Annotated in this window: 16 protein-coding genes and 1 pseudogene; 5 read left to right on the top strand and 12 right to left on the bottom strand. The window is 69.3% G+C overall.

All coding sequences use genetic code 11. The features are described 5' to 3' along the window. Positions 1 to 70 precede the first annotated feature (70 nt). A pseudogene (gene yajC / locus AAHB17_RS16770) lies at positions 71 to 388 on the bottom strand (preprotein translocase subunit YajC); the annotation flags it as partial. Between the two features lie 146 nt (positions 389 to 534). Then, entirely contained in the window at positions 535 to 4,104 is a 3,570-nt protein-coding gene (locus AAHB17_RS16765; RefSeq protein ID WP_342131787.1) for an indolepyruvate ferredoxin oxidoreductase family protein, read from the bottom strand. A gap of 257 nt (positions 4,105 to 4,361) precedes the next feature. Between AAHB17_RS16765 and AAHB17_RS16760 the strand changes: the two genes are divergently transcribed. Both AAHB17_RS16760 and AAHB17_RS16755 read left to right on the top strand, forming a co-directional pair. Then, on the top strand, positions 4,362 to 7,316 hold the full coding sequence (locus tag AAHB17_RS16760) for a bifunctional diguanylate cyclase/phosphodiesterase (protein WP_342131786.1): 2,955 nt from the start codon (positions 4,362 to 4,364) through the stop codon (positions 7,314 to 7,316). Between the two features lie 17 nt (positions 7,317 to 7,333). After that, complete coding sequence (locus AAHB17_RS16755; RefSeq protein ID WP_342131784.1) at positions 7,334 to 7,822, top strand: Lrp/AsnC family transcriptional regulator; 489 nt, start codon at positions 7,334 to 7,336, stop codon at positions 7,820 to 7,822. A gap of 161 nt (positions 7,823 to 7,983) precedes the next feature. Here the strand turns inward: AAHB17_RS16755 and AAHB17_RS16750 are convergent, their stop codons facing one another. The 3 genes from AAHB17_RS16750 to AAHB17_RS16740 are packed head-to-tail and all read right to left on the bottom strand — an operon-like array spanning position 7,984 to position 10,191. Continuing rightward, on the bottom strand, positions 7,984 to 8,883 hold the full coding sequence (locus tag AAHB17_RS16750) for an amidohydrolase family protein (RefSeq protein ID WP_342131783.1): 900 nt from the start codon (positions 8,881 to 8,883) through the stop codon (positions 7,984 to 7,986). 5 nt (positions 8,884 to 8,888) lie between these two features. Next, a complete protein-coding gene (locus AAHB17_RS16745) occupies positions 8,889 to 9,578 on the bottom strand; it encodes a dienelactone hydrolase family protein (RefSeq protein ID WP_342131782.1) in 690 nt (229 codons plus the stop codon). 1 nt (position 9,579) lies between these two features. After that, entirely contained in the window at positions 9,580 to 10,191 is a 612-nt protein-coding gene (locus tag AAHB17_RS16740) for a 2-hydroxychromene-2-carboxylate isomerase (protein ID WP_342131781.1), read from the bottom strand. Positions 10,192 to 10,286: 95 nt separating this feature from the next. On the opposite strand from AAHB17_RS16740, the gene AAHB17_RS16735 reads away from it, so the two are divergent. Both AAHB17_RS16735 and AAHB17_RS16730 read left to right on the top strand, forming a co-directional pair. Then, positions 10,287 to 11,033, top strand: coding sequence for an SDR family oxidoreductase (locus AAHB17_RS16735; protein ID WP_342131779.1), 747 nt, complete (start codon positions 10,287 to 10,289; stop codon positions 11,031 to 11,033). A gap of 9 nt (positions 11,034 to 11,042) precedes the next feature. Continuing rightward, the gene (locus tag AAHB17_RS16730) at positions 11,043 to 11,666 is read left to right on the top strand and encodes a MarC family protein (RefSeq protein WP_342131777.1); all 624 of its coding nucleotides are present in this window, start codon (positions 11,043 to 11,045) and stop codon (positions 11,664 to 11,666) included. Between the two features lie 142 nt (positions 11,667 to 11,808). On the opposite strand, the gene AAHB17_RS16725 is transcribed toward AAHB17_RS16730, so the two are convergent. Both AAHB17_RS16725 and AAHB17_RS16720 read right to left on the bottom strand, forming a co-directional pair. Further along, the gene (locus AAHB17_RS16725; RefSeq protein ID WP_342131775.1) at positions 11,809 to 12,792 is read right to left on the bottom strand and encodes a 2-dehydropantoate 2-reductase; all 984 of its coding nucleotides are present in this window, start codon (positions 12,790 to 12,792) and stop codon (positions 11,809 to 11,811) included. A gap of 36 nt (positions 12,793 to 12,828) precedes the next feature. After that, complete coding sequence (locus AAHB17_RS16720) at positions 12,829 to 13,317, bottom strand: universal stress protein (RefSeq protein WP_342131774.1); 489 nt, start codon at positions 13,315 to 13,317, stop codon at positions 12,829 to 12,831. Positions 13,318 to 13,424: 107 nt separating this feature from the next. Between AAHB17_RS16720 and AAHB17_RS16715 the strand changes: the two genes are divergently transcribed. Next, positions 13,425 to 15,053 (top strand): MFS transporter, encoded by a 1,629-nt coding sequence (locus AAHB17_RS16715; RefSeq protein ID WP_342131773.1) that lies wholly within the window; start codon positions 13,425 to 13,427, stop codon positions 15,051 to 15,053. 78 nt (positions 15,054 to 15,131) lie between these two features. Here AAHB17_RS16715 and AAHB17_RS16710 read toward each other — a convergent pair whose 3' ends face one another. From AAHB17_RS16710 to AAHB17_RS16690, 5 genes are all read right to left on the bottom strand, one after another. After that, positions 15,132 to 16,790, bottom strand: a complete 1,659-nt coding sequence (locus AAHB17_RS16710) for a DUF5666 domain-containing protein (protein WP_342131772.1) — start codon at positions 16,788 to 16,790, stop codon at positions 15,132 to 15,134. Positions 16,791 to 16,815: 25 nt separating this feature from the next. Further along, a complete protein-coding gene (locus tag AAHB17_RS16705; protein ID WP_342131771.1) occupies positions 16,816 to 17,637 on the bottom strand; it encodes a DUF6502 family protein in 822 nt (273 codons plus the stop codon). A 65-nt stretch (positions 17,638 to 17,702) separates the two neighbouring features. Next, positions 17,703 to 19,307 carry an acyl CoA:acetate/3-ketoacid CoA transferase gene (locus AAHB17_RS16700; protein ID WP_342131770.1) on the bottom strand — a complete coding sequence of 535 codons (1,605 nt, stop codon included), beginning with the start codon at positions 19,305 to 19,307 and terminating at the stop codon, positions 17,703 to 17,705. 5 nt (positions 19,308 to 19,312) lie between these two features. Then, on the bottom strand, positions 19,313 to 20,476 hold the full coding sequence (locus AAHB17_RS16695; protein ID WP_342131769.1) for an acyl-CoA dehydrogenase family protein: 1,164 nt from the start codon (positions 20,474 to 20,476) through the stop codon (positions 19,313 to 19,315). A 145-nt stretch (positions 20,477 to 20,621) separates the two neighbouring features. Next, positions 20,622 to 21,437 (bottom strand): sugar phosphate isomerase/epimerase family protein, encoded by an 816-nt coding sequence (locus AAHB17_RS16690; RefSeq protein ID WP_342131768.1) that lies wholly within the window; start codon positions 21,435 to 21,437, stop codon positions 20,622 to 20,624. Between the last annotated feature and the right edge of the window lie 7 nt (positions 21,438 to 21,444).

The raw sequence follows: 21,444 nt of genomic DNA, 5'->3' as shown, positions 1-21,444 counted from the left end.
CCCCCCCCCCCCCCCCCCCCCCCCCCCCCCCCCCCCCCCCCCCCCCCCCCCCCCCCCCCCCCCCCCAAAACTTCACGGTGCCCTTGGGCAGCACCTGCGCCACGGCGCTGCGCTGCATCTGGACTTCCACGCCGCTGGCGAGTTCCACGCCGATGTAGAGGTCGCCGATCTTGGCGACCTTGCCGAGCATGCCGCCGGCGGTCACGATCTCGTCGCCCTTGGCCAGCGCGTCCACCATGGACTTGTGCTCTTTCTGCTTCTTCATCTGCGGGCGGATCATGACGAAGTACAGCACCACGAACATCAGCACCAGGGGCAGCATGCCCAGCAGGGTGGATTGGGTGTCGCCACCGGCGGCGGCTTGGGCGTAAGCGGAAGAAATGAACACGGGGGTCTCCAGCAGGTAGACGAGGGAACAAGGGGAAAGAAGCGCCCGCCGGCCAGCGGCGGGGCACGTCAGGCCAACCGGGAATTGTATTCGGGCGCCCCCGGCACCCGGTCAAAGCCTCAGTCGGCGTGGCCCTTTGCGCCCGGTCAGGCGGCCTGCCGCGCGGCGGCCGGGTCGCGCCACTGCGCCATCAGGCCATCCCAGCGCCCGCGGGCGGCCCGCAGGTTGCGCTCCTTGACGTGGCCAAAACCCTTGATGGCCTCGGGCAGGCGGGCGATGTCCAGCGCCAGCGCGTGGTTGCCGGCGTTCAGGCCGCGCAGCACTTCCTCGATGCTGGCGCGGTAGTCGGCGATCAGCTGGCGCTCCATGCGGCGTTCCTCGGTCCTGCCGAACAGGTCCAGCGCGCCGCCGCGCAGGCCCTTGAGCCTGGCCAGCAGCCGGAAGGCCGTCAGCATGGCCGGGCCGAAGGTCTGCTTCTGCAGTTCGCCCTTGTCGTTCTTCTTGGCCAGCAGGGGCGGCGCCAGGTGGTACTTGAGCGTGTAGTCGCCCTCGAACATCTGTGCGATGCGCTCGTGGAAGGCCGGGTCGGTGTGCAGGCGCGCCACTTCGTACTCGTCCTTGTAGGCCATGAGCTTGAACAGGTAGCGGGCCACGGCCTCGGTCAGGCTGGTCTTGCCGAGGGCACTTTCTGCCTGCTGGACGCGCGCCACGAAGTCGCGGTAGGTCTGGGCGTAGGCGGCGTTCTGGTAGCCGGTCAGGAACTCGGCGCGCCGAGCGACGATGCTCTCCAGCGTTTCGCGTTTTTTCAGCTCGATCACCTGGGCCGGCGTCAGCAGGGCCTGCACCCGGGCCCAGTCGTGGGCGGCCTGGCGGCCCCATTCGAAGGCGGCCTTGTTGGCGTCCACCGCCACGGCGTTGAGCTCGATGGCGCGCAGCAGCGAGGCGCGCTCCAGCGGCACCCAGCCCTTTTGCCAGGCGTAGCCCAGGATCATGGGGTTGACGAAGATGGTGTCGCCCATGAGCTTGGCGGCCACGGCGTCGGCGTCGAACAGGCCCAGGTTCGCGGGCTCGCCCACGGCCTGCGCCACGTTGGCCACGCACTGCTCGGCCGGGTTGGTCCAGTTGCCGTTGGTGACGAAGGCTGCCGTCGGCGTGCTGTGGGTGTTGAGCGCCACGTGGGTGCGCCCGGCGCGGATGCGCAGCGTGGTTTCCTTGTTGGCCGCCACGATGGGGTCGCAGCCGATGATGAGGTCGCCGCCGGCCATGCTGACGCGGGTGGTGCGGATGTCTTCCTGGCGGTCGGCGATCAGCACGTGGCTCCAGGTGGCACCGCCCTTTTGCGCCAGCCCGGCCGCGTCCTGGGTGACGATGCCCTTGCCTTCCATGTGCGCGGCCATGCCCAGCAACTGGCCGATGGTGATGACGCCGGTGCCACCGACACCGGCCACCACGATGCCCCAGGCGTGTTCGGTGGGCGGCAGCACCGGCTCGGGCAGGGCGCCCAGCTCGAAGGGCGAGACCGACTTGCCCTTGGCCTTCTTCTTGAAGGTGCCACCTTCCACGGTGACGAAGCTGGGGCAGAAACCCTTGGTGCAGGAGTAGTCCTTGTTGCAGGTGCTCTGGTTGATGGTGCGCTTGCGCCCAAACTCGGTTTCCAGCGGTTCCACGCTCAGGCAGTTGGATTGCACGCCACAGTCGCCGCAGCCCTCGCACACCAGCTCGTTGATGACCACCCGCTTGGCCGGGTCGACCAGGGTGCCGCGCTTGCGGCGGCGGCGCTTCTCGGTGGCGCAGGTCTGGTCGTAGATGATGACCGTGGTGCCCTTGATCTCGCGGAACTCGCGCTGCACGGCGTCCAGCGTGTCGCGGTGCTGGATGGCGATGCCGGCGGGGATGCCGCTGATGTGGGCGTACTTCTCGGGTTCGTCGGTGACGATGGTGATCTTGGCCGCGCCCTCGGCCCGCATGCTCTGCGCGATCTGCACCACGCTGTGGCCTTCGGGGCGCTCGCCCACCTGCTGGCCGCCGGTCATGGCCACCGCGTCGTTGTAGAGGATCTTGTAGGTGATGTTCACGCCGGCGGCGATGCTCTGGCGCACCGCCAGCAGGCCGCTGTGGAAGTAGGTGCCGTCGCCCAGGTTGGCGAACATGTGCTGGTCGTTGCTGAAGGGTTGCTGGCCGACCCAGGGCACGCCCTCGCCGCCCATCTGGGTGAAGCCCACGGTGGCGCGGTCCATCCAGATGGTCATGAAGTGGCAACCGATGCCGGCCATGGCGCGCGAGCCTTCGGGCACGCGGGTGCTGGTGTTGTGTGGACAGCCCGAGCAGAACCACGGCTGGCGCTCGGCGCTGCTGAGCACTGGCACCGCCTTCATGGCGTTTTCCTTGGCGTCCAGGATGGTCAGCTGGGCATCGATGCGCGCGGCCATGTCGCTGTCCACGCCCAGCTTCTTCAGGCGCTTGGCGATGGCCCGCGCGATGATGGCCGGCGTCAGATCGGCGTTGGCGCGCAGCAGGGTGTGGGCGCTGGGGTTGGGCACGCTCCATTCGCCGCCCGAGAAGTCGCCCTCGACCTCGTCGAACTTGCCCAGCACGTTGGGGCGCACGTCGCCGCGCCAGTTGTACAGCTCTTCCTTGAGCTGGTATTCGATGACCTGGCGTTTTTCCTCCACCACCAGGATCTCGCGCAGGCCGGTGGCGAACTCGCGCGTGGTCTGCGCCTCCAGCGGCCACACCACGGCCACCTTGTGCAGGCGGATGCCCAGCTGGCGGCAGGCGGCGTCGTCCAGGCCCAGGTCCAGCAGGGCCTGGCGGGTGTCGCTGTAGGCCTTGCCGCTGGCGATGATGCCCAGCCGGTCGTTCGGGCCCTCGATCACGTTGTGGTTGAGCCGGTTGGCGCGGATGTAGGCCAGGGCCGCGTACCACTTGTAGTCGAACAGGCGGGCTTCCTGCTCCAGCGCGTGGTCGGGCCAGCGGATGTGCACGCCGCCCGGGGGCATCACGAAGTCGGGCGTCACGATCTGCACCCGCTCGGGGTCGATCATGGCCGTGGCGCTGGACTCGACGATCTCCTGGATGGTCTTCATGCCGGCCCACACGCCCGAAAAGCGGCTCATGGCGAAGGCGTGAAGCCCGAGGTCCAGGATCTCCTGCACCGAGGCCGGGAAGAACACCGGCAGGCCGCAGGCCTTGAAGATGTGGTCGCTCTGGTGGGCGGCGGTGCTGCTCTTGGAGATGTGGTCGTCGCCGGCCACCGCGATCACGCCGCCCCAGGGGGTGGTGCCGGCCATGTTGGCGTGCTTGAAGACGTCGCTGCAGCGGTCCACGCCCGGGCCCTTGCCGTACCAGATGCCGAAGACGCCGTCGAACTTGTTGCTGCCCGGGGGGGCGAAACCCAGCTGCTGCGTGCCCCACAGCGCGGTCGCGGCCAGCTCTTCGTTGACGCCGGGCTGGAACACGATGTTCTGCTGCTTGAGGAAGGGCGCGGCCTTTTGCAGCGCCTGGTCGTAGCCGCCCAGCGGCGAGCCCCGGTAGCCGCTGATGAAGCCGGCCGTGTTCTTGCCCACCAGGGCGTCGCGCTGGCGCTGCAGCATGGGCAGCTTGACCAGGGCCTGCACCCCGCTCATGAAGGCGCGGCCGTGGTCCAGGCTGTATTTGTCGTCCAGTGTGACGGTGTCCAGGGCTTTGCGGATGTGTTCGGGCAGGGGGGCGTTCAAAGTGGTGTCTCCTGGGTTGGCGCCCGCGTTGTGGGCCGGCGTGGGGGCGCCCGCGGCACGGGTGGGGCCGGGGGCGGGTGTGGGCAAAGTGTATGCCTGAGGGGGTGATATGTCTTTGCGTTTCGTGCCCCTGAAAACGGGCTCTGGCAAAGAATCTTTCCAATAGTTTGACAATTTGGATGGATTCTTCAAAATGGCGGGCTTTGCCGTTCCCGACCCCTCTGTTTCGGGGGGCTGCCTCCTCATTGGTCCGTTCCTTGATCGCTTCCCTGTCCCGCGCCTGGCGCGCCGTCTTGTTGCCGCTGGCCCTGGCCCTGGCCTATGCCCTCACGGGTTGGGTGTCCCTGCGCGTGGCCATCCCGCCCGATTACGTGTCGCTGGTCTTCGTGCCGGCCGGCCTGGGCCTGGTGGCGGCCCTCACCTGGGGCGCCCCGGCCTGGCTGGGCGTGGCCTTGGGTTCGCTGACGTTGAACGCCGTGACCAACCTGCACGCCCAGGTGCCCCTGCTGGGCCTGAACCTGCTGGTCACGCCGGCGGCGGCGGCCTTGCAGGCCGCGGCCGGCGCCTGGCTGGTGCGGCGCTGGGTGGGTTACCCCAACCCGCTGGATGCCCCTGGCCGGGTGCTGGCCTTCCTGGCGCTGGGCGGGCCACTGGCCTGCCTGCTCAATGCCAGCCTGTCGGTGCCGGCGCTGGTGCACATGGGCGCCATCCCCGTGCCCGAGGCCTTGTTCAGCTGGTGGACCTGGTGGCTGGGTGACGCGCTGGGCGTGGCCCTGACCGCGCCGCTGCTGCTGGTGTGGCTGGGGCGCCCGCGCGAGGCCTGGCGCAAGCGCGGCACCACCGTGGCCATGCCCCTGGTGGTGGCCATGGGGCTGGCCGGCGCCACCTTTCATCAGGTGCGCGAGAGCGAGGAGCGCAACCTGGCGGCCGGCTTCGAAACCGAGGCCCGCGAACTGGCACGCCTGCTGCAGCGCCGCCTGGACGCCCAGTCCGACAGCGTGTTGTCGGTCGCCAAGCTGCTGGAGTTCAGCACACTGAGCCGCCAGGCCGATTTCCGTGAAGCCGTCACGCCCTGGCTGCGCCGCTACAGCGGCACCCAGAACTTTGGCTGGAGCCCGCTGGTCGCCGCGGCCGAACGCGACAGCTTCGAGCGCGCGCGGCGCGACGACGGCCTGCGCGACTTCCGCATCCTGGGGCGCGACACCCAGGGCCGCACCTTCGCGGCCCTGCCGGCCACCTACCACCTGCCCATCACGCTGGTGGAGCCGCTGGAGAGCAACCGCAGCGTGCTCGGGCTCGACGTGCTGGTTCTGCCGGCGACCTCCGAGGCGGTGATGGCGACCCAGATCTCGGGCCGGCCCGAGGTCACCCAGGGCATACGGCTGGTGCAGGAAAACCAGCAGCAGCGCGGCGTGGTGATGTACCAGGCGGTGTTCGAACGGCAGGCCGACGGCACGCCCTATGGTCCGCTCAAGGGCGTGGTCTCGGCCGTCTTCCGCATGGACGACGTGCTCGCCGCCGCGCTGGGTGCCTCGATGGCGCCATCGCGCCTGCTGGTCTGCCTGATCGACCCGCAGGGCCGCGAAGGCAACCAGCGGCTGGTCGGCGCCGACGGCTGCGAGTCCGCCGAACCGGCGGCCCGGGCGCTGTCGCTGCAGTTGCCGGTGCGTTTTGCCGACCGTTTCTGGGAGCTGCGCCTGAGCGAGGGACCGGCCTACCGCGCCACCCGGCGCAGCTGGACCGCCTGGGCCACGGTGGCGCTGGGCCTGGCGGCGGTGGGCATGCTGGGGGTGTTCCTGGTGGTCATCACCGGGCAGGGCCGGCAGACCCAACTGCTGGTCGACCAGCGCACCGCCGAGCTGGCCGGCAGCAACGCCCAACTGGTGCAGCTGGCCCACTTCGATCCGCTGACCGGCCTGGCCAACCGCAAACACTGGATGGACCAGGCCCAGGCCACGCTGGAGGTGGCGCAGCAGAACGGCGACCAGTTCGGCGTGATGTTCATCGACCTCGACCGCTTCAAGCACGTCAACGACAGCCTGGGCCACAGCCAGGGCGACCGCCTGCTGGCCACGGTGGCCAGCCGCCTGCGCGAGTGCCTGCGCGGGCGCGACGTGCTGGCCCGGCTGGGGGGCGACGAATTCGTGATCCTGCTGCCCCGGCTGCGCGACCGCGAAGGCGCCGCGGTGGCGGCACGCAAGGTGATGGCCGCCTTGTCGCGGCCGATCCCGCTGGATGCCCACGAGGTCAGCGCCTCGGCCAGCGTGGGCCTGGCCTGTTATCCGCGAGACGGCGACAGCATCGAAACGCTGCTGCGCCACGCCGACACCGCCATGTACGCGGCCAAGGACGCCGGGCGCAATGGCTGGCGCTTTTTTGCCCATGAGATGAACGAGCACCTGTCGCAGCGCATGTTCATCGAGATGGGCCTGCGCCGCGCGCTGCAGAACGGCGAGCTGTTCCTGCAATACCAGCCACAGGTCGATGCCCGCAGCGGCCGCCTGGTGGGCGCCGAGGCGCTGGTGCGCTGGCGCCACCCCGAGCAGGGGCTGATCGGCCCCGACCGCTTCATCGCCGTGGCCGAGGACAGCGGCCTGATCGAGGTCCTGGGCCGCTGGGTGCTGGACGAGGCCTGCCGGCAGCTGCGCGCCTGGGAGGACAGTGGCCTGCGTGGCCTGCACCTGGCCGTCAACATCTCGGCGCTGGAGTTCAACCGGCCCCATTTCCTGGAGCAGGTCAACGCCTCGCTGAGCGATGCCGGCGTCAATCCGGCGCAGATCGAACTGGAAATCACCGAAAGCCTGCTGATGCAGGCCCTGCCCGAACTGCGCGAACGCCTGGGCGAACTCACCGCGCTGGGCCTGCAGCTGGCGCTGGACGATTTCGGTACCGGCTACTCCAGCCTGGGCTACCTCAAGCGCCTGCCCATCAGCCGGCTCAAGATCGACCGCTCCTTCGTGGCGGGCGTGCCCGGCAGCCCCGAGGGCGAGGCCATCATCCGCGCCACCCTGTCCATGGCCCACGACCTGGGGCTGGGGGTGGTGGCCGAAGGGGTGGAAACCGAAGACCAGCGCGATTTCCTGCTGAGCCACGGCTGCGAGCGGCTGCAGGGCTTCCTGATCGCACGGCCCATGAACGCCGACGCTTTCGCCACCTGGTGGCGCCAGCGCCTGGATGCCCGCACCCCGGGCGCCTCGTCGCTCACCGTCTGACGCACCGCCGCCCCGCCATGGACCACCTGGACAAATTCGACATCGCCATCCTCAACGAGCTGCAGGCCGATGGCCGCCTGACCAACGCCGAGCTGGCCCAGCGCGTGGGCCTGTCGGCCGCACCCTGCTGGCGCCGCGTGCGCGCGCTGGAGGAGTCGGGCTACATCCGCGGCTACCGCGCCGAGATCGACCGCCGCAAAGTCGGCCTGGGCGTGCTGGCCTTCGTGCGCCTGTACGCCGAGCGCAACAACGGCGACATCACCCGCACGCTGGAAGAGGCGCTGCGGGCCCTGCCCGAGGTGGTGGCCTGCCACTACATCAGCGGCACCGGCACCTTCGAGCTGCAGGTGGTGGCGCAGGACCTCGACAGCTTCTCGCTGTTTGCCCAGCAGCGCCTGCTCAACCTGCCCAACGTGAAGGACCTGCAGACCAGCTTTTCGCTGGGCGAGGTCAAGGCCGGCGGCGCGCTGCCGCTGTCGCACCTGGGCCGGCAGGCCAAGGCCTGAAGCGTTCTCAGTTTTCCATCGCGCCGGAGCGCGACCCGCGACGCATGAAACGGTCGAGCCGGGGGACACCGCCGGGCCGGCTTGGCCGGACGGCTGGTGTCGCCCCTTGAGGGGGGTGCGGCCACGCGCAGCGGGCAAGCGACGGGGTGGTCTGTTTCACTTCAGGGCGTGGCCGGCAGGCCGAACAACCGGGCGCCGTTGCCCCAGGCGACGCGCGCCGCCACGTCGGCGGGCAGGCCCCCGAGCCAGGTGCGGTAGCCGCGCATGAGGTCGTCGTACTGGTCCCAGCGGCCGTTGACCCAGGTGTCCGAGCCGATCAGGAAACGCTCGGGGTACTTCAGCATCAGCGCGCGCCATGGCGGACACAGCTGGCCGGCCTCGCAGGTCAGGCCGGGGCGGTAGGACAGCTCGCCCATCAGGCCGGGGTAGCGCGCCAGCAGCGCGTCGACCCGCTCGGGCGGCGTGCCGCCGATGCCGGTGTGGGCCCAGATCAGGCGCAGCTTCTGGCCGCCGCTGGTGGTGTGGGCCATCAGCAGGTCGATGGCGTCGTCGTCCACATGGGCCAGCACCACCAGCTGCTTCTCCTCGGCCAGCCGCATCAGGCGACGGGCCGTGGGGCCGTTGGCGGCGGGGCTCTGGTAGAGGTGGAATTCGCCCAGGCCACGGTAGGGCCCGGCGGCGGTGCCGGCGGCCAGTTCGGTGTTCACCAGGTCCACGATGCTGGCGTCGGTGGGCCAGCCCTCGTAGTCGGCGCGGTCGCGGTACAGGCGCACGAAGGGCACCACCGTGACGTCGGCCTGCTTCGCGGCTTCAGTGGCCGAGGCCAGGGCCCTGGTGCCATCGTTGGGGCGGCTGTTGGCCAGCACCGCACGCACGCCGTTGCGCTGCATGCGGGCCAGCACATCGGCCAGCGGGTAGGGGCAGGCGGCGCTGGCCTGGTGCACACAGGCTTCGCTGTTGTAGTGCAGGTGGGCGTCGAACAGCGGTCCGGCGTAGGGCGCGGGCTGCGCCCAGGCCGGGAGCGCCAGGCCCAGGGCGAGAGAGGCCAGCCAGCGCCGCATGGTGGTCAGGCCAGGTGCTGGGCGAAAAACGCCAGCGTGCGCTCGCGCGCCAGCTCGGCCGATGGCTGGTGGAAGGAGCCGCGCTGATCGCAGTTGAAGCCGTGGTTGGCGCCGTAGACGTGCACGGTCACACCGGGCTGGCGGGCGCGGAAGGCCTCCACCGTGTCCAGCGGGATCCAGTGGTCCTGGTCGCCGAAGTGGGCCATCACCGGACACAGCGGTTGGCGGCCGGCGTCGGCCTCGGCCGTCATGCCGCCGCCGTAGTAGGGCGCGGCGGCGCTGATGCCTTTGAGGCCGCAGGCGCTGCGCCAGGTCAGCAGGCCGCCCCAGCAGTAGCCCACCACGCCGACCTTTTTGCCGCTGGCCTGGGCGGCGTGGTCGACGGCGGCCTGGATGTCTTGCATCACGCCCGGCGCGGGCAGGGCTTCCACGGCCATCTTCAGGCCGAAGCCGGCCTTCATGTCGGCTTCGGTGTAGCCCAGCTCCACGCCCTGCTGCACGCGGTGGAAGGTGGCCGGCGCCACGGCCAGGTAGCCGGCGGCCGCGTAGCCATCGGCGACCGAGCGGATGTGCGAGTTGACGCCAAAAATCTCCTGCAGCACCACCACCGCACCCTTGGGCGTGCCCTGGGGCTGGGCCACGTAGGCCGGAAAGCCGAAGCCATCGGCGGCCTTCAAATCAACAAAAGAACCCATGTCACTTTGCTCCTAGTTTGCGTTGCAGAAAATCGAGCCGGTCCTGGCCCCAGAAGATCTCGCCGTCGACCACGTAGCTGGGCGCGCCAAACACCTGCGCGTCGATGGCCGCCTGGGTGTGGGCCTGGTAGGCGGCCAGCACGTCCGGGCCTTGCGACTGCGCCAGCCGCTCGGCCGGCAGCCCACCGTCGGCCAGCAGTTCGGCCAGGCAGTCGGGGCTGGCGATGTCACGTTCCTGCGCCCACACGGCGGCCAGCACGGCGCCGGTCAATTGGAGCGCCGCATCGCCGCCATCGTGCCGATCCACGGCCACGATCAGCTGTGCGGCCGGGTTGGCCTGGACGGGAAAAAAGCGCGGCTGCGGTGTCAGCGGCACATCCAGCCATTGGGCAAAACGCGCCAGCTCCACCAGCCGGTAGGCCTGGCGTTGCGGCGCGCGCTTGGCCAGGGGCAGGCCGCCGGACTGCGGGAAGACCTGGCCCAGGTCCATGGGGCGCACGCGCACCGTGGCGCCGGCCGCGCGGGCCATCTGCACGAAGCGGGTGTGCCCGAGGTAGGTCCAGGGGCTGTTGGGTGCAAAAAAGTAGTCGACGGTGGACGCCGGGTCGGTCATGCTGTCTCCGGATTTGGTCTAATTTGCCGCGGTGCCTTTCCGCGGCAACGCGCAAGGTTAGCCCAATCCCCTCCGTTTTGCTGAAAGGTCCGTGCATGTCCCGAGTTCTGTTGGTCACCGGCGGTGGACGAGGCATAGGCGCGGCCACCGCCCTGCTGGCCGCGCAGCGTGGCTACGCGGTGGCGGTCAACTACCAGGCCCATTCCCTGGCGGCCGACGAGGTGGTGCGCCAGATCCGCGCGGCCGGTGGCCGGGCCATGGCGGTGCAGGCCGACGTGGCCGACGAGGCCCAGGTGCTGCGGCTGTTCGAGCAGGTGGACGCCAAGCTCGGCCGGCTCGATGCCCTGGTCAACAACGCTGGCGTGGTGGACACGGCGCAGCGCGTGGACGAGATGAGCGTGGCGCGCTGGCAGCGCATGTTCAACACCAACGTGATCGGCAGCATGGTCTGCGCCCGTGAGGCGGTGCGCCGCATGAGCACCCGGCATGGCGGCCATGGCGGCGCCATCGTCAACGTCTCCAGCGTGGCGGCCAAGCTGGGCTCGGCCGGGCAGTACGTGGACTACGCGGCCAGCAAGGCCGCCATCGACACCTTCACCCTGGGCCTGGCCCACGAGGTGGCCACCGAGGGCGTGCGGGTGAACGCCGTGCGCCCCGGCATCATTGACACCGAGATCCACGCCAGCGGCGGCCAGCCCGACCGCGCCCAGCGCCTGTCGCACCTGATCCCCATGAAGCGGCCCGGCACCGCGCAGGAGATCGCGGCGGCCATCGTCTGGCTGCTCGGCGATGAAGCCAGCTACACCACCGGCGCCATCCTCGACGTGGCCGGCGGCCGCTGAAAGCTGGTCATGGACCTGAAACCCCTCATCACCCTGCTGGCCCTGGTCAACCCGCTGGCCATCGTGCCCTTTTTCATCCATTACACCCAGGGGTTTTCGGTGGCGCAGCGCCAGCGCACCATCACCATTTCATCCATCAGCGCCTTCTCGGTCATTGCCGCCTGTGCCCTGCTGGGGTTGCAGATCCTGGACTTCTTCAGCATCTCGCTGGCCAGTTTCCAGGTCGGGGGCGGCCTGCTGCTGATGACCTCGGCCCTGTCCATGCTGAACGCCCAGCCGGCCGAGGCCAAGACCACCCAGGGCGAGGTCGACGATGCGTCGTCGCGCGCCTCCATCGCCGTGGTGCCGCTGACCATTCCGCTGCTCACCGGGCCGGCCACCATGTCCACCGTGGTGATCTACGCCGACCGTGCCCAGACCTTTTTGCAGCACGCGGCGCTGGTGGGTTATGGCGTGGTGATCGCGCTGGCCACCTATGTGTGTTTCACCCTGGCCGAGCCCATCGCGCGTGTGCTGGGCCAGACCGGCATCAACGTCATGACCCGGCTGATGGGCCTGATCCTGGCGGCCTTGTCGGTGGAGGTGATGGCCAGCGGCTTGGTGAAGCTGTTCCCGGCGCTGGCGGCGGGCTGAGAGGTCCCCCTGGGGGCAGCGACCCGCGACGCACGAAGCGGTCGAGCCGGGGACACCGCCGGGCTGGCTCTGCCAGACGGCTGGTGTCGCCCCCTTCAGGTGGGGATGCGGCCACGCGAAGCGGGCAAGCGATGGGGGTGGGTCAGTACAGCCCGCGTACCTGGGCGTGCACCCGCGCCAGGCCCATCAGCGCCCGGGTGAAGGGCATGGCGGTGGTGGTGAGCTGGCCGAGTTCGATCACCGCGCCCAGCAGGGCGTCCAGCTCCACCGGACGGCCGGCTTCCACGTCCTGCAGCATGGAGGTTTTGAAGGCGCCGAGCTTGAGGGTGACCGCGTGCCGGTCCTCGGGCTCCTGCTCGATGGGCAGGCCGATCTTTTCACCGATGGCGCGCGCCTCCAGCATCACGGCCGAGACCAGGGCACGAACGTCCGGATCGCCCAGGATGCGGTCGGTGGTGGCGCCGGTCAGGGCCGAGATCGGGTTCATGGTCATGTTGCCCCAGAGCTTGAACCAGATGTCGCGCTGTATGCGTGGCGAGACCTCCACCTCCAGGCCGGCGCGCCGCAGCAGCGCCGCCAGCGCCAGCAGGCGCGGCGTGTCCTCGCCATCGGGTTCACCGACGATGAGCTTGTTGCCGAAATGCTGGCGCACCACGCCCGGCGCGTCGACCGAGCAGCTGGCGTGCACCACGCCACCGATCACCCGCCCAGGCGGGATGGCGGCCGCGATGCCGCCGGTGGCGTCCACCGAATGCAGCGAGCGTTGCCGGAGCGGGCTGTTCAGGCCATGCAGAAACCACCAGGGCACGCCGTTCATGGCGGTCAGCACCACCGTGTCGGGGCCCAGCAAGGCGCGCACCTGTGGCGCCACCGCCGCCAGCGCCGGGGCCTTGACGGCCAGCACCACCAGGTCCTGTGGCCCCAGGGCCCGGGCCTCGTGGTGTGCCTTCAGCCGGTGGGTGGTTTCACGCTGGCCGTGGCGTGTGCGCAGGCCATGTTCCTGCAGGGCCTTGAGCGTGGGCCCACGGGCCAGCAGCGAGACGTCGGCCCCGGCACCCGCCAGCGCGCCCGCCAGCCAGCCACCGATGGCGCCAGCTCCGACCACGGCGACGCGTTGCATCTCCATCGCGGTTCTTTCGGTCCGGTTGTGGATGGGCGGCCTTCAGTTGGGGCCGTCCTCGGCCAATTCCTCGGTTTCGAAATCGCTGTCCAGCGCCGTGTCCTCGCTGGGCTTGACCAGGGTGACCGGCACCGGCGCGCCGTGCAGCATCTCCATGGTCACCGAACCCAGCAGCGCCTGGCGCACCATGCCCTTGCCGTGCGCGCCCATCACCACCGCGTCGCAGGCGTGGCGTTCGATCAGCTCGATCAGGGCATGGCCCGGATCGCCCCGCGCCACCACCGCCTCGAAGGACACCCCCGCGGTTTCCACCAGCGACACGGCGGGTGCCAGCACGTGCATGGCCGCGCCTTCGCTCACCTCGTCGATGACGTCCGGATCGTGTGCCACCACCATCTCATAGAGGCTGGCAGGTTCCTGCACATTGGCCAGCAGCAGCTCGGTCTGCAGGCCGGCGTGTGCCAGTTTCAGCACATGGCGCACCGCCTCCAGCGACAGCACGGAGCCATCCACCGGAATCAGGAATTTCATGGGGGTCCCCTCATGTTGTTATCGTTCCGAATGATAGATCGGTTTTGACAATCCCCGGGCGCGGCTGCCCCAGCGGCCGCCGTTTGTCCGGCGGTGGACAATAGGCCATGCCCGACTCGAATCCGCCCGAACGCCCCTCCCTGGATGCCGACAACGACAAGTCGGCGCTGGCGCCCTTGCGCCGACCGGTGTTCCGCATGTTGTGGACCACCTGGTTGATGGCCAACGTCTGCATGTGGATGAACGACGTGGCGGCCGCCTGGCTCATGACCTCGCTGACCACCAAGCCGATCTGGGTGGCCCTGGTGCAGACGGCGGCCACCTTGCCGGTCTTCCTGCTCGGGCTGCCCAGCGGCGCGCTGGCCGACATCCTGGACCGGCGACGCTACTTCCTGATGACCCAGATATGGATCGCCGGTGTCGCCTTGCTTCTGTGCGCGGCCATCGTGCTCGACCTGGTCAACCCGCCCCTGCTGCTGGCGCTGGTGTTCTTCAACGGCATCGGCCTGGCCATGCGCTGGCCGGTGTTCTCGGCCATCGTGCCCGAACTGGTGCCGCGCGCGCAGCTGCCGGCGGCCCTGGCCCTCAACGGCGTGTCCATGAACGCCTCGCGCATCATCGGCCCGCTGGTCGCCGGCGCCCTGATCGCGAGCGCCGGCAGCGCCTGGGTGTTCGTGCTCAATGCCGGCCTGTCGCTGGCCTCGGCGGTGGTCATCTGGCACTGGAAACGCGACCACGTGCCCAACCCCCTGGGCCGCGAGAAGCTCTGGAGCGCCATGCGCGTGGGCGTGCAGTTCGTCGGCCAGTCGGCGCGGTTGCGGGCGGTGCTGCTGCAGGTCTCGCTGTTTTTCCTGCACTCCACCGCCGTGATGGCCCTGTTGCCGCTGCTGGCGCGCGGGCTGGAGGGCGGCGGCGCCGGCACCTTCACCGTGTTGCTGGCCACCATGGGGTCCGGGGCCATCCTGGCCGCGCTGTCCCTGCCGCGCCTGCGCCAGGGCATCACGCGCGACCGCCTGGTGTTTGGCGGCACGGCGCTGCAGTCCATCGGCATGCTGGTGATGGCTGTGGCGCCCAACCTCTATGTGGCGGTGCCCGCGATGTTCGCCGTCGGCATGGCCTGGATCACGACCGCGAACTCGCTCTCGGTGTCGGCCCAGTTGTCGCTGCCCGACTGGGTCCGCGCGCGCGGCATGTCCATGTACCAGATGGCCATCATGGGCGCCAGCGCGCTGGGGGCCGCGTTGTGGGGGCAGGTGGCGACCCTCACCGACGTGCACCTGAGCGTGGGCATCGCGTCCGTCACCAGCGTGGTGCTGATGGCGCTGGCGCAGCGGCACGACACCGACCGAGGCATCGAGGAGGACATGACACCGTCGCGCGTGATCCAGCGCCCGGTGGCCGAGGCGCCGCCCACCCACGGCCAGGTGCTGGTGCACATCGAGTACCTGATCGACCCGGCCCGCGCCGCCGATTTCCGCGCGCTGATGCAGGAAAGCCGGCGCAGCCGCCTGCGCCAGGGCGCGCTGTCCTGGGAGCTGCTGCACGACATCACCGAACCGGGCCGTTTTGTCGAACAGGTGGTCGACGAGTCCTGGACCGACCACCTGCGCCGCTTCGACCGCGTGACCGGTGGCGACGTTGCCCTGCGCGAGCGCAAGCTCGGGTTCCACGTGGCCGAAGCCCCACCGCGCGTGACGCGTTATGTGCTGGAGAGCACAGCGTCGGACAAGTTCTAAAAAAAAGCCCGACGCCCCTTGCGGGGAGCCGGGCTTTGAGGCCTTGGAAAAACGCGTTTTTCTGGTTGTCTCTCTCGTTCAGTCTTCGAAGGACACGCGGGTGGCACTCACCAGCCCGTCCGCCGCCCGCGTGCCCTTGACCTCGACCACCACGCCCACGGCCAGGCCGCTCTCGACACCATCGCGGAAGGTGGCGGCCGCGTAGCTCACGGTCACGCCGTCCACCACGAAGCGGCGCGTCACGGTGTCCAGGCTGCTGATGCTGCCCTTGACTTCGTATTCGCTGCCCGCGGTGGTGCCACTGCCGTCCTCGAAATCCACGGCGGTGGCCACCAGCACGCCATTGCCAACCGTGCCCTTGACCTCGACCACGGCGCCGTCGGCCAGGTTGGCCTCCACGCCGTCCTCGAAGGTGGCCGTGGCGTAGCCGACGGTCACGCCGCGCACCACAAACGTCTTGGCGGTGGTGTTGAGGTTGCTGATCGCACCCTTGACCTCATAGCTGCTGCTGCCGCTGTCGCCCAGGCCCTTGAACTCGACCTCGGTCGCCAGCACCACGGTGCCTGTGGCGTTGAGCCTGCCCTTGATCTCGACCCGCACATCCACGCTCAGGTTGGCGACGGTGCCGTCCTTGAAGGTGGCGCTGCTGTAATCGATGGCCACGCCACGGATCTCGAAGGTCTGTGCGCTGGTGTTGAGGGCGGCGATCGACCCCTTGACCTCGAACTCGCGATCGTCGCCGTCCTCCAACTGGACCTTGGATGCCAGCAGCACACCGCTGCTGAGCTTGCCCTTGACCTCGACCTGCACGCCCACGCCCAGGCCGGCCGGCAGGCCGCTCACGGCCGAGGCGTCCACCGGCACGCCGTTGACCTGGAAGCTGGTTGCGCTGGTGAAGGCGGTGATCAGTCCCTCGACCTCGACCGTGGCCGCCGCGCTGGCGGCACTGCCCAGGGCGGTGGCGCTGCTCAGGCGGGTGGCGACCCACTGGCCCAGGGTGTTGGGGGTGGGCGACAGTTCCACGCGGATGGTCTGCCCGTTGACCAGCGTGAAATTGAAGTTGATCGCGCTGTAGTCGATCAACGCCGCGCCGATCTGGAAGGTCTTGGCTGTGGTGTTGAGCGCGCTGAGCTTGCCGCGGATCTTGTAGACGCTGGCGCTGTCTTCGCGCTCGATGCGGGTGGCGGCGTAGACCCCGTTGGCGTCCACAAAACCATAGACCTCGACCAGGTCACCGGTCGCCAGGCTGGCCAGACCGGCGCTCAGGCTGGTGTCGAACACCGTGCCGGCGCTGACCTTGACCGCCTGACCCAGCACGGTGAACGAGCCGGCGGTGGTGTCGATGGCCGCGACCGGGCCCTTGATCTCGCTGCGGAAGACGATGCTGCGCGCGTTCGAGGTCTGCTGGCCGCTGGCGTCGGTCGCGACGTCCGAACCCTCGACCTCGACCACCATGCCCAGCTTGAGCGCGCCATTGGTCTTGCCACAGGGGTTGTCGTCGGCGGCGCTGTCGTCGCAGACCGAGGCGGCGCTGTCGTCGTAGCGCACGCCGTTGACGATGATGGAGCCGAAGCCGCTGATGGCGCCGCTGGAGAAGGCGCCCGTGCCGCCCGTGCCGACGCCGCCGATGACCGCGCCGCCGCCACCGCAGGCGCTCAGCAACAGGGCCGATCCAGCCAGCAGGGCGCTGGCCGACCAGAGGCGCCAGCGGCGCAAGGTGGGTGTGTGTGTGTGCATGGGAGCTCCGGTGAGTGAGGGGCCGTCAGTCCGCCGGACCGCTGGGGTCCATGGGCTGTGTGAAGGAATAGAAGCCGATGCGAGCGCGCTGGTCCTGCGGGCGGCCGGCCGCCTTGTCGTCGGCGATCAGGGCTTCCAGCGCGGGGACGAGGTTGTTGAACAGCGTGCTCCACTGCGCGGCGATCAGCGAGCGCAGTTTCTGTATCGAGTCTTCGGACAGTTCGTCCGCATAGACCGCTTGTTCGAAGTGGGCCGAACCGTCGCCCAGCACGTTGTCCACCGCGGCGTTCAGGTGGTCGCCGACGTTGTCGCCGAGGAAGGACAACATGCGCGCGAAGTCGCTGCGGGGCACCACGGCGTCGCGCTGCAGTTCGATGCTGTCGCTGGCCTCGTCCCAGCGTGCCAGACCCAGGCGGGTCAGTTCCTCGAGCAGGCTGCGTGGGTGGATGTCGCGTGTGACCGACTGGGCCAGGCTCTCGAAGCTGGGGGCAGTGCCCTGGCGCGCCAGCGTGCGTGGACGGCCCTTGTGGCGGTACTGGGGGTCGCTGAGCCAGCGCGTGAACACCTCGCCGGCTGGCCAGCGGCGCGGTGCGGCATGGGCGGCGTCGGCCTGGAGCAGGCGGGTGACCTCGCGTCGGTTCAGACCGGTGGCCGCGCTCACCCGGCTGACTTCGCCATGGCTGCCTGCGTTGTTCTGCAATTCGCGGGCGGCGTCCACCATGGCCGAGCGCAGCATGTCGTCCAGCCGCGCATAGGGCAGACCACGCGACACCGCCAGCCGCGCCAGGGGCAGCAGCAGCAGGCGGTAGGTGTCCAGCAGCGCGGACTGGTCGGGCGTGTGCAGCATGGGCGGATGATAGCAACAAATGTGCGTTTTGCACATTTGTTGCTGACCGCATCCGCCTGCCCGTGTCAGACCGCTGCCGGCGCCTCCTGGGTGGCGGCCACGAAGTGGCGGCTGTCCATCACGCCCACGCTGGCTGCGATGCGTGGCACGAAGTCCATCTGGTCCAGCACGTCGCGCTGCAGATCGATGCCGGGCGCGATCTCGAACAGCTCCACGCCCTGGGGCGTGAGGCGGAAGTTGGCGCGTTCGGTGAGGTAGAGCACCTCCTGCCCGCGCACCAGCCCCTGTGGTCCGCTGAAGGTGATCTGGTCGACCTGCTTCACCAGTTTTTTCACCGCGCCCTGCTGCAGCACGCGCATCCGGCCGTCGCCGGTGGCCAGCTTCACGCCCTTGGCCGCCAGCGTGCCGCAGAACACCACCTTCTTCGCGTTCTGCGCGATGTCGATGAAGCCGCCGGGGCCCACGGTCACGCCGCCCAGGCGCGAGACGTTGACGCTGCCCGTTTCGTCGAACTCGCCAAAACCCAGGAAGGCGATGTCCAGGCCGCCGCCGCCGTAGAAGTCGAACTGCGTGGCCGCGTCCAGCATGGCGGTGGCGTTGCGGGCGTAGCCGAACAGCACGCCGTCCATCAGCGTGCCGCCGTAGGTGCCGTGTTCGATGGTCTGGTAGATGCGGTGCTGCTCGTTGCGGGCCGCGATCAGCTTGGCCACGGCGTCGGGCACGCCCACGCCGTAGTTGATGACCGGGCGCGCCTTGCCGGTGTTGAACAGCTCCTCGTAGGCGCGCCTGGCCACGGCCTGGCGCTCGCTGAAGGCCTCCTGCGAGGCGGCGAGTTCGCGGGCATGGTCTTCGGCCTCGCTGGCGTGGCGCGCAGCGCCGGTGAGCTCGCCGCTGAAGGCCGGGTCGAAGGGGATGTCGTAGCTGGTGCGCTGGCCAGGGTCGACCACGATGGCGTCGACCCAGGCCGACGGGATGCGCACCTCGCGCGCCTTGAGCGCGCCACGCGGCAGGCGTTCGGCCACCTGCACGATGACGGTGCCGCCGCTGTTGCGCGCGGCCAGTGCCAGGGACTGGGCGTCGAGGTTGGCGGCCTCGTGCTCGAAGCTGATGTTGCCGTCCTCGTCGGCCGCACTGGCGCGCACGATGGCCACGTGGATGGGGAAGGGCTTGTAGCGCAGCCATTCGCGGCCGTCGATGGCCACCACCTCGGCCAGGTCCTCGCGGGCGGCGTCGTTCATGCGGCCGCCGCCGAAACGCGGGTCGCACACTGTGCCCAGGCCCACGTGGGAAATCAGGCCCGGGCGGCCGGCGCCGATCTCGCGCATGAGCTGGCTGCTGACGCCGCCGGGCAGGATGTAGGCCTCGATCTTGTTGGCCAGCGCCAGCTGCTGCATGGCCGGCGACCAGACCCAGTGGCCGCCGATGACCTTGCGCACCAAGCCTTCGTGCGCGAAGCAGTTCATGCCCTTGGTCTTCTTGTCGCCGATGCCCAGCGCGTGCATCAGCGTCAGGCCGCGCGGTGCCTGGGTGGACAGGAAACGCGCCTGCACCGCCTCGAACAGGTGGGTGGCTTCCATCAGGCCGCCACCGCCGCCCATCAGGCCCACGGTGTCACCGTCGCGGATGAGTTGCGCCGCTTCGGCGGCGCTCATGAATTTGCGGGTGCTCATGGGGCTCACCGGTGGATGTCGAACAGCGGGGCGCCTTTTTTCAGCGCGCTCTTTGCGATGACGCCGCGGTGGATCTCGCTGGTGCCATCGAAGATGCGGTAGATGCGCGCGTCGCGGTAGTAGCGCTCGATGGGCAGCTCCTTGCAGAAGCCCATGCCGCCGAAGACCTGCACCGCGCGGTCGACCACGCGGCCCAGGGTCTCGGCCGCGTGCACCTTGACCATGGCGATCTGCTCGCGCGCGTCCAGGCCCTGGTCCAGCATCCACGCGGCCTGGTAGACCATCCAGCGCGCGGCGTTGATCTCGATCACGCTGTCGGCCAGCATCTGCTGCACCATCTGGAAGTCGCCGATGCGGGTGTCGAACTGCTTGCGCTCGCGGGCGTAGTCCAGCATCAGCTCGCACACGTGGGTGGCCTTGCCCACCGCACGCGCCCCCACCTGGGCCAGGCGCACGACGTTGAGCGCGCCCATGGCCAGCTTGAAGCCCTGGCCCTGCTCGCCCAGCAGGGCGGCGTCTTCAAGCACCACGTTGTCGAAGAACAGCTCCAGGTGGGGCGTGCCGCGGATGCCCATCATCATCTGGTCCTTGCCGACGGTGAAGCCGCTCAGGCCCTTGTCGACCATGAACATGCTGATCTCCTTCTCGCCGGTCTTGGCCGAGACCAGGAAGAAATCGCTCCACACGCCATCGCTGATGAAGTGCTTGCTGCCGTTGAGCACCCACTGGCCCTGGGCGTTGCGCCGGGCGTGGGTCTTGATGCCGGCGGCGTCGGAGCCTGCGCCCGATTCGGTGATGGTGATGGCGCAGGTGCGCTTGCCTTCGACGGCGGGCTTGAGCCAGCGCTCGATCTGTTCGCCCTTGCAATGCAGCAGCGGCTCGTAGACGTTGCCGAAGGCGCGGCGGATCAGGTAGTCGCTGGTGTGGCCGAATTGCTCCTCGCAGAGGATGCGGTCCAGGTTGGAGAGGCCGCCACCGCCCAGCTCGGCCGGCATGTTGAGGGCGTACAGGCCCAGTTCTTTCGATTTGGCGTGGATGCGTTGCGCGTCCGCATCGGGCAGGGCGCCGGTGTTCTCCAGCCCGTCTTCCAGCGGTTTGAGTTCTTCGGCGATGAAGCGACGGACGGTGTCGATCATCATTTTCTGTTCGTCGTTGAGTGCGAAATCCATGGGGTGCTTTCGGTTGTTTGATGGGGGTTGAGCGTTGTGTGTTGGGCGAATGGCAAAAATCGCTCAGGCACTGCTGAACCAGCGGGCACCGAAGAAAAAAGGCAGCCTGGAAATGCGCTCGAACGGGATCAGCATGGTGGTGTTCTCAGGCGCGGGGCTCGACAAAGGGCCCGCTCGCGGCCAGGCAGATCGCGGCCCATTCGCCGGGCGTGGCGGTCTTCTCGCGTTCGAAATTCACCACCTCCACGCTGATCGGCAGGTCGGCGGGCAGGGCGTCGAACAGGCCTTGCACATCGATGCTGCCGTCGCCCGGCAGCAGGCGCTCGCAGCGGGCGGTGTGGATCAGCTGCTCGGTGCTGAAGTGGGTGCCGGCGGCGGCGTCGCAGATCTGCGCGTAGTGCAGCAGCTGGCGCGGGATGGCGCGGATGTCGTCCAGCGTGGAGGTGGAGCGGCCGAAGTGCAGGGCGTCCACCAGGATGCCGGCGTTGGCCGGCGTGCCGGCGTTGCGCACGATGCGCAGCGCGCTGTTCGCATCCTTCACGGCGGTCCAGGGCATGAACTCCAGGTCGGCGCTCAGGCCATAAGGCGCCATCACCTCGCACAGGCGCGCGTAGTTCTGCGTCAGCCGCGCCTCGTCGGTGTCGTCGCCGGCCACCAGGATGGCCTTGGCTTTCAGCGCGGCGCAGGCGTCGTACAGCGCGTCCCAGGTGTGGGGATTGAAATCGGCGCCGATGCGGATGATCTCCACATCGAAGATGCCGACGCCGGTGTCGGCCAGCGCGGCCTGGGTCTCTCTGAGCACCTGGGGCCGGTCCAGCAGAAACTGCTGCGGCGCGCCGGGTGCGTTGGGCCACAGGCGCAGGCCCACGTGCTGGTAGCCGTTGGCGGCGGCCACGCGCACCGCCTCGGGCGGCGTGCAGCGGTGCGAGCTCAGATAGGCGAGCGAATAGATGCGCGACATGGGCGGC

Origin of the sequence: Hydrogenophaga sp. OTU3427, from assembly GCF_038440225.1 — a bacterium.
Taxonomy (GTDB): Bacteria; Pseudomonadota; Gammaproteobacteria; order Burkholderiales; family Burkholderiaceae_C; genus Hydrogenophaga.
The sequence above is the reverse complement of the archived record's forward strand: the minus strand, read 5'-3'. Positions and strand labels throughout refer to the sequence as shown.

Coding starts and splice junctions, on each gene's coding strand:
- AAHB17_RS16755 (WP_342131784.1), top strand. CDS start 7,334: ATGGACCACCTGGACAAATTCGACATCGCCATCCTCAACGAGCTGCAG.
- AAHB17_RS16750 (WP_342131783.1), bottom strand. CDS start 8,883: ATGCGGCGCTGGCTGGCCTCTCTCGCCCTGGGCCTGGCGCTCCCGGCC.
- AAHB17_RS16745 (WP_342131782.1), bottom strand. CDS start 9,578: ATGGGTTCTTTTGTTGATTTGAAGGCCGCCGATGGCTTCGGCTTTCCG.
- AAHB17_RS16740 (WP_342131781.1), bottom strand. CDS start 10,191: ATGACCGACCCGGCGTCCACCGTCGACTACTTTTTTGCACCCAACAGC.
- AAHB17_RS16735 (WP_342131779.1), top strand. CDS start 10,287: ATGTCCCGAGTTCTGTTGGTCACCGGCGGTGGACGAGGCATAGGCGCG.
- AAHB17_RS16730 (WP_342131777.1), top strand. CDS start 11,043: ATGGACCTGAAACCCCTCATCACCCTGCTGGCCCTGGTCAACCCGCTG.
- AAHB17_RS16725 (WP_342131775.1), bottom strand. CDS start 12,792: ATGGAGATGCAACGCGTCGCCGTGGTCGGAGCTGGCGCCATCGGTGGC.
- AAHB17_RS16720 (WP_342131774.1), bottom strand. CDS start 13,317: ATGAAATTCCTGATTCCGGTGGATGGCTCCGTGCTGTCGCTGGAGGCG.
- AAHB17_RS16715 (WP_342131773.1), top strand. CDS start 13,425: ATGCCCGACTCGAATCCGCCCGAACGCCCCTCCCTGGATGCCGACAAC.
- AAHB17_RS16710 (WP_342131772.1), bottom strand. CDS start 16,790: ATGCACACACACACACCCACCTTGCGCCGCTGGCGCCTCTGGTCGGCC.
- AAHB17_RS16705 (WP_342131771.1), bottom strand. CDS start 17,637: ATGCTGCACACGCCCGACCAGTCCGCGCTGCTGGACACCTACCGCCTG.
- AAHB17_RS16700 (WP_342131770.1), bottom strand. CDS start 19,307: ATGAGCACCCGCAAATTCATGAGCGCCGCCGAAGCGGCGCAACTCATC.
- AAHB17_RS16695 (WP_342131769.1), bottom strand. CDS start 20,476: ATGGATTTCGCACTCAACGACGAACAGAAAATGATGATCGACACCGTC.
- AAHB17_RS16690 (WP_342131768.1), bottom strand. CDS start 21,437: ATGTCGCGCATCTATTCGCTCGCCTATCTGAGCTCGCACCGCTGCACG.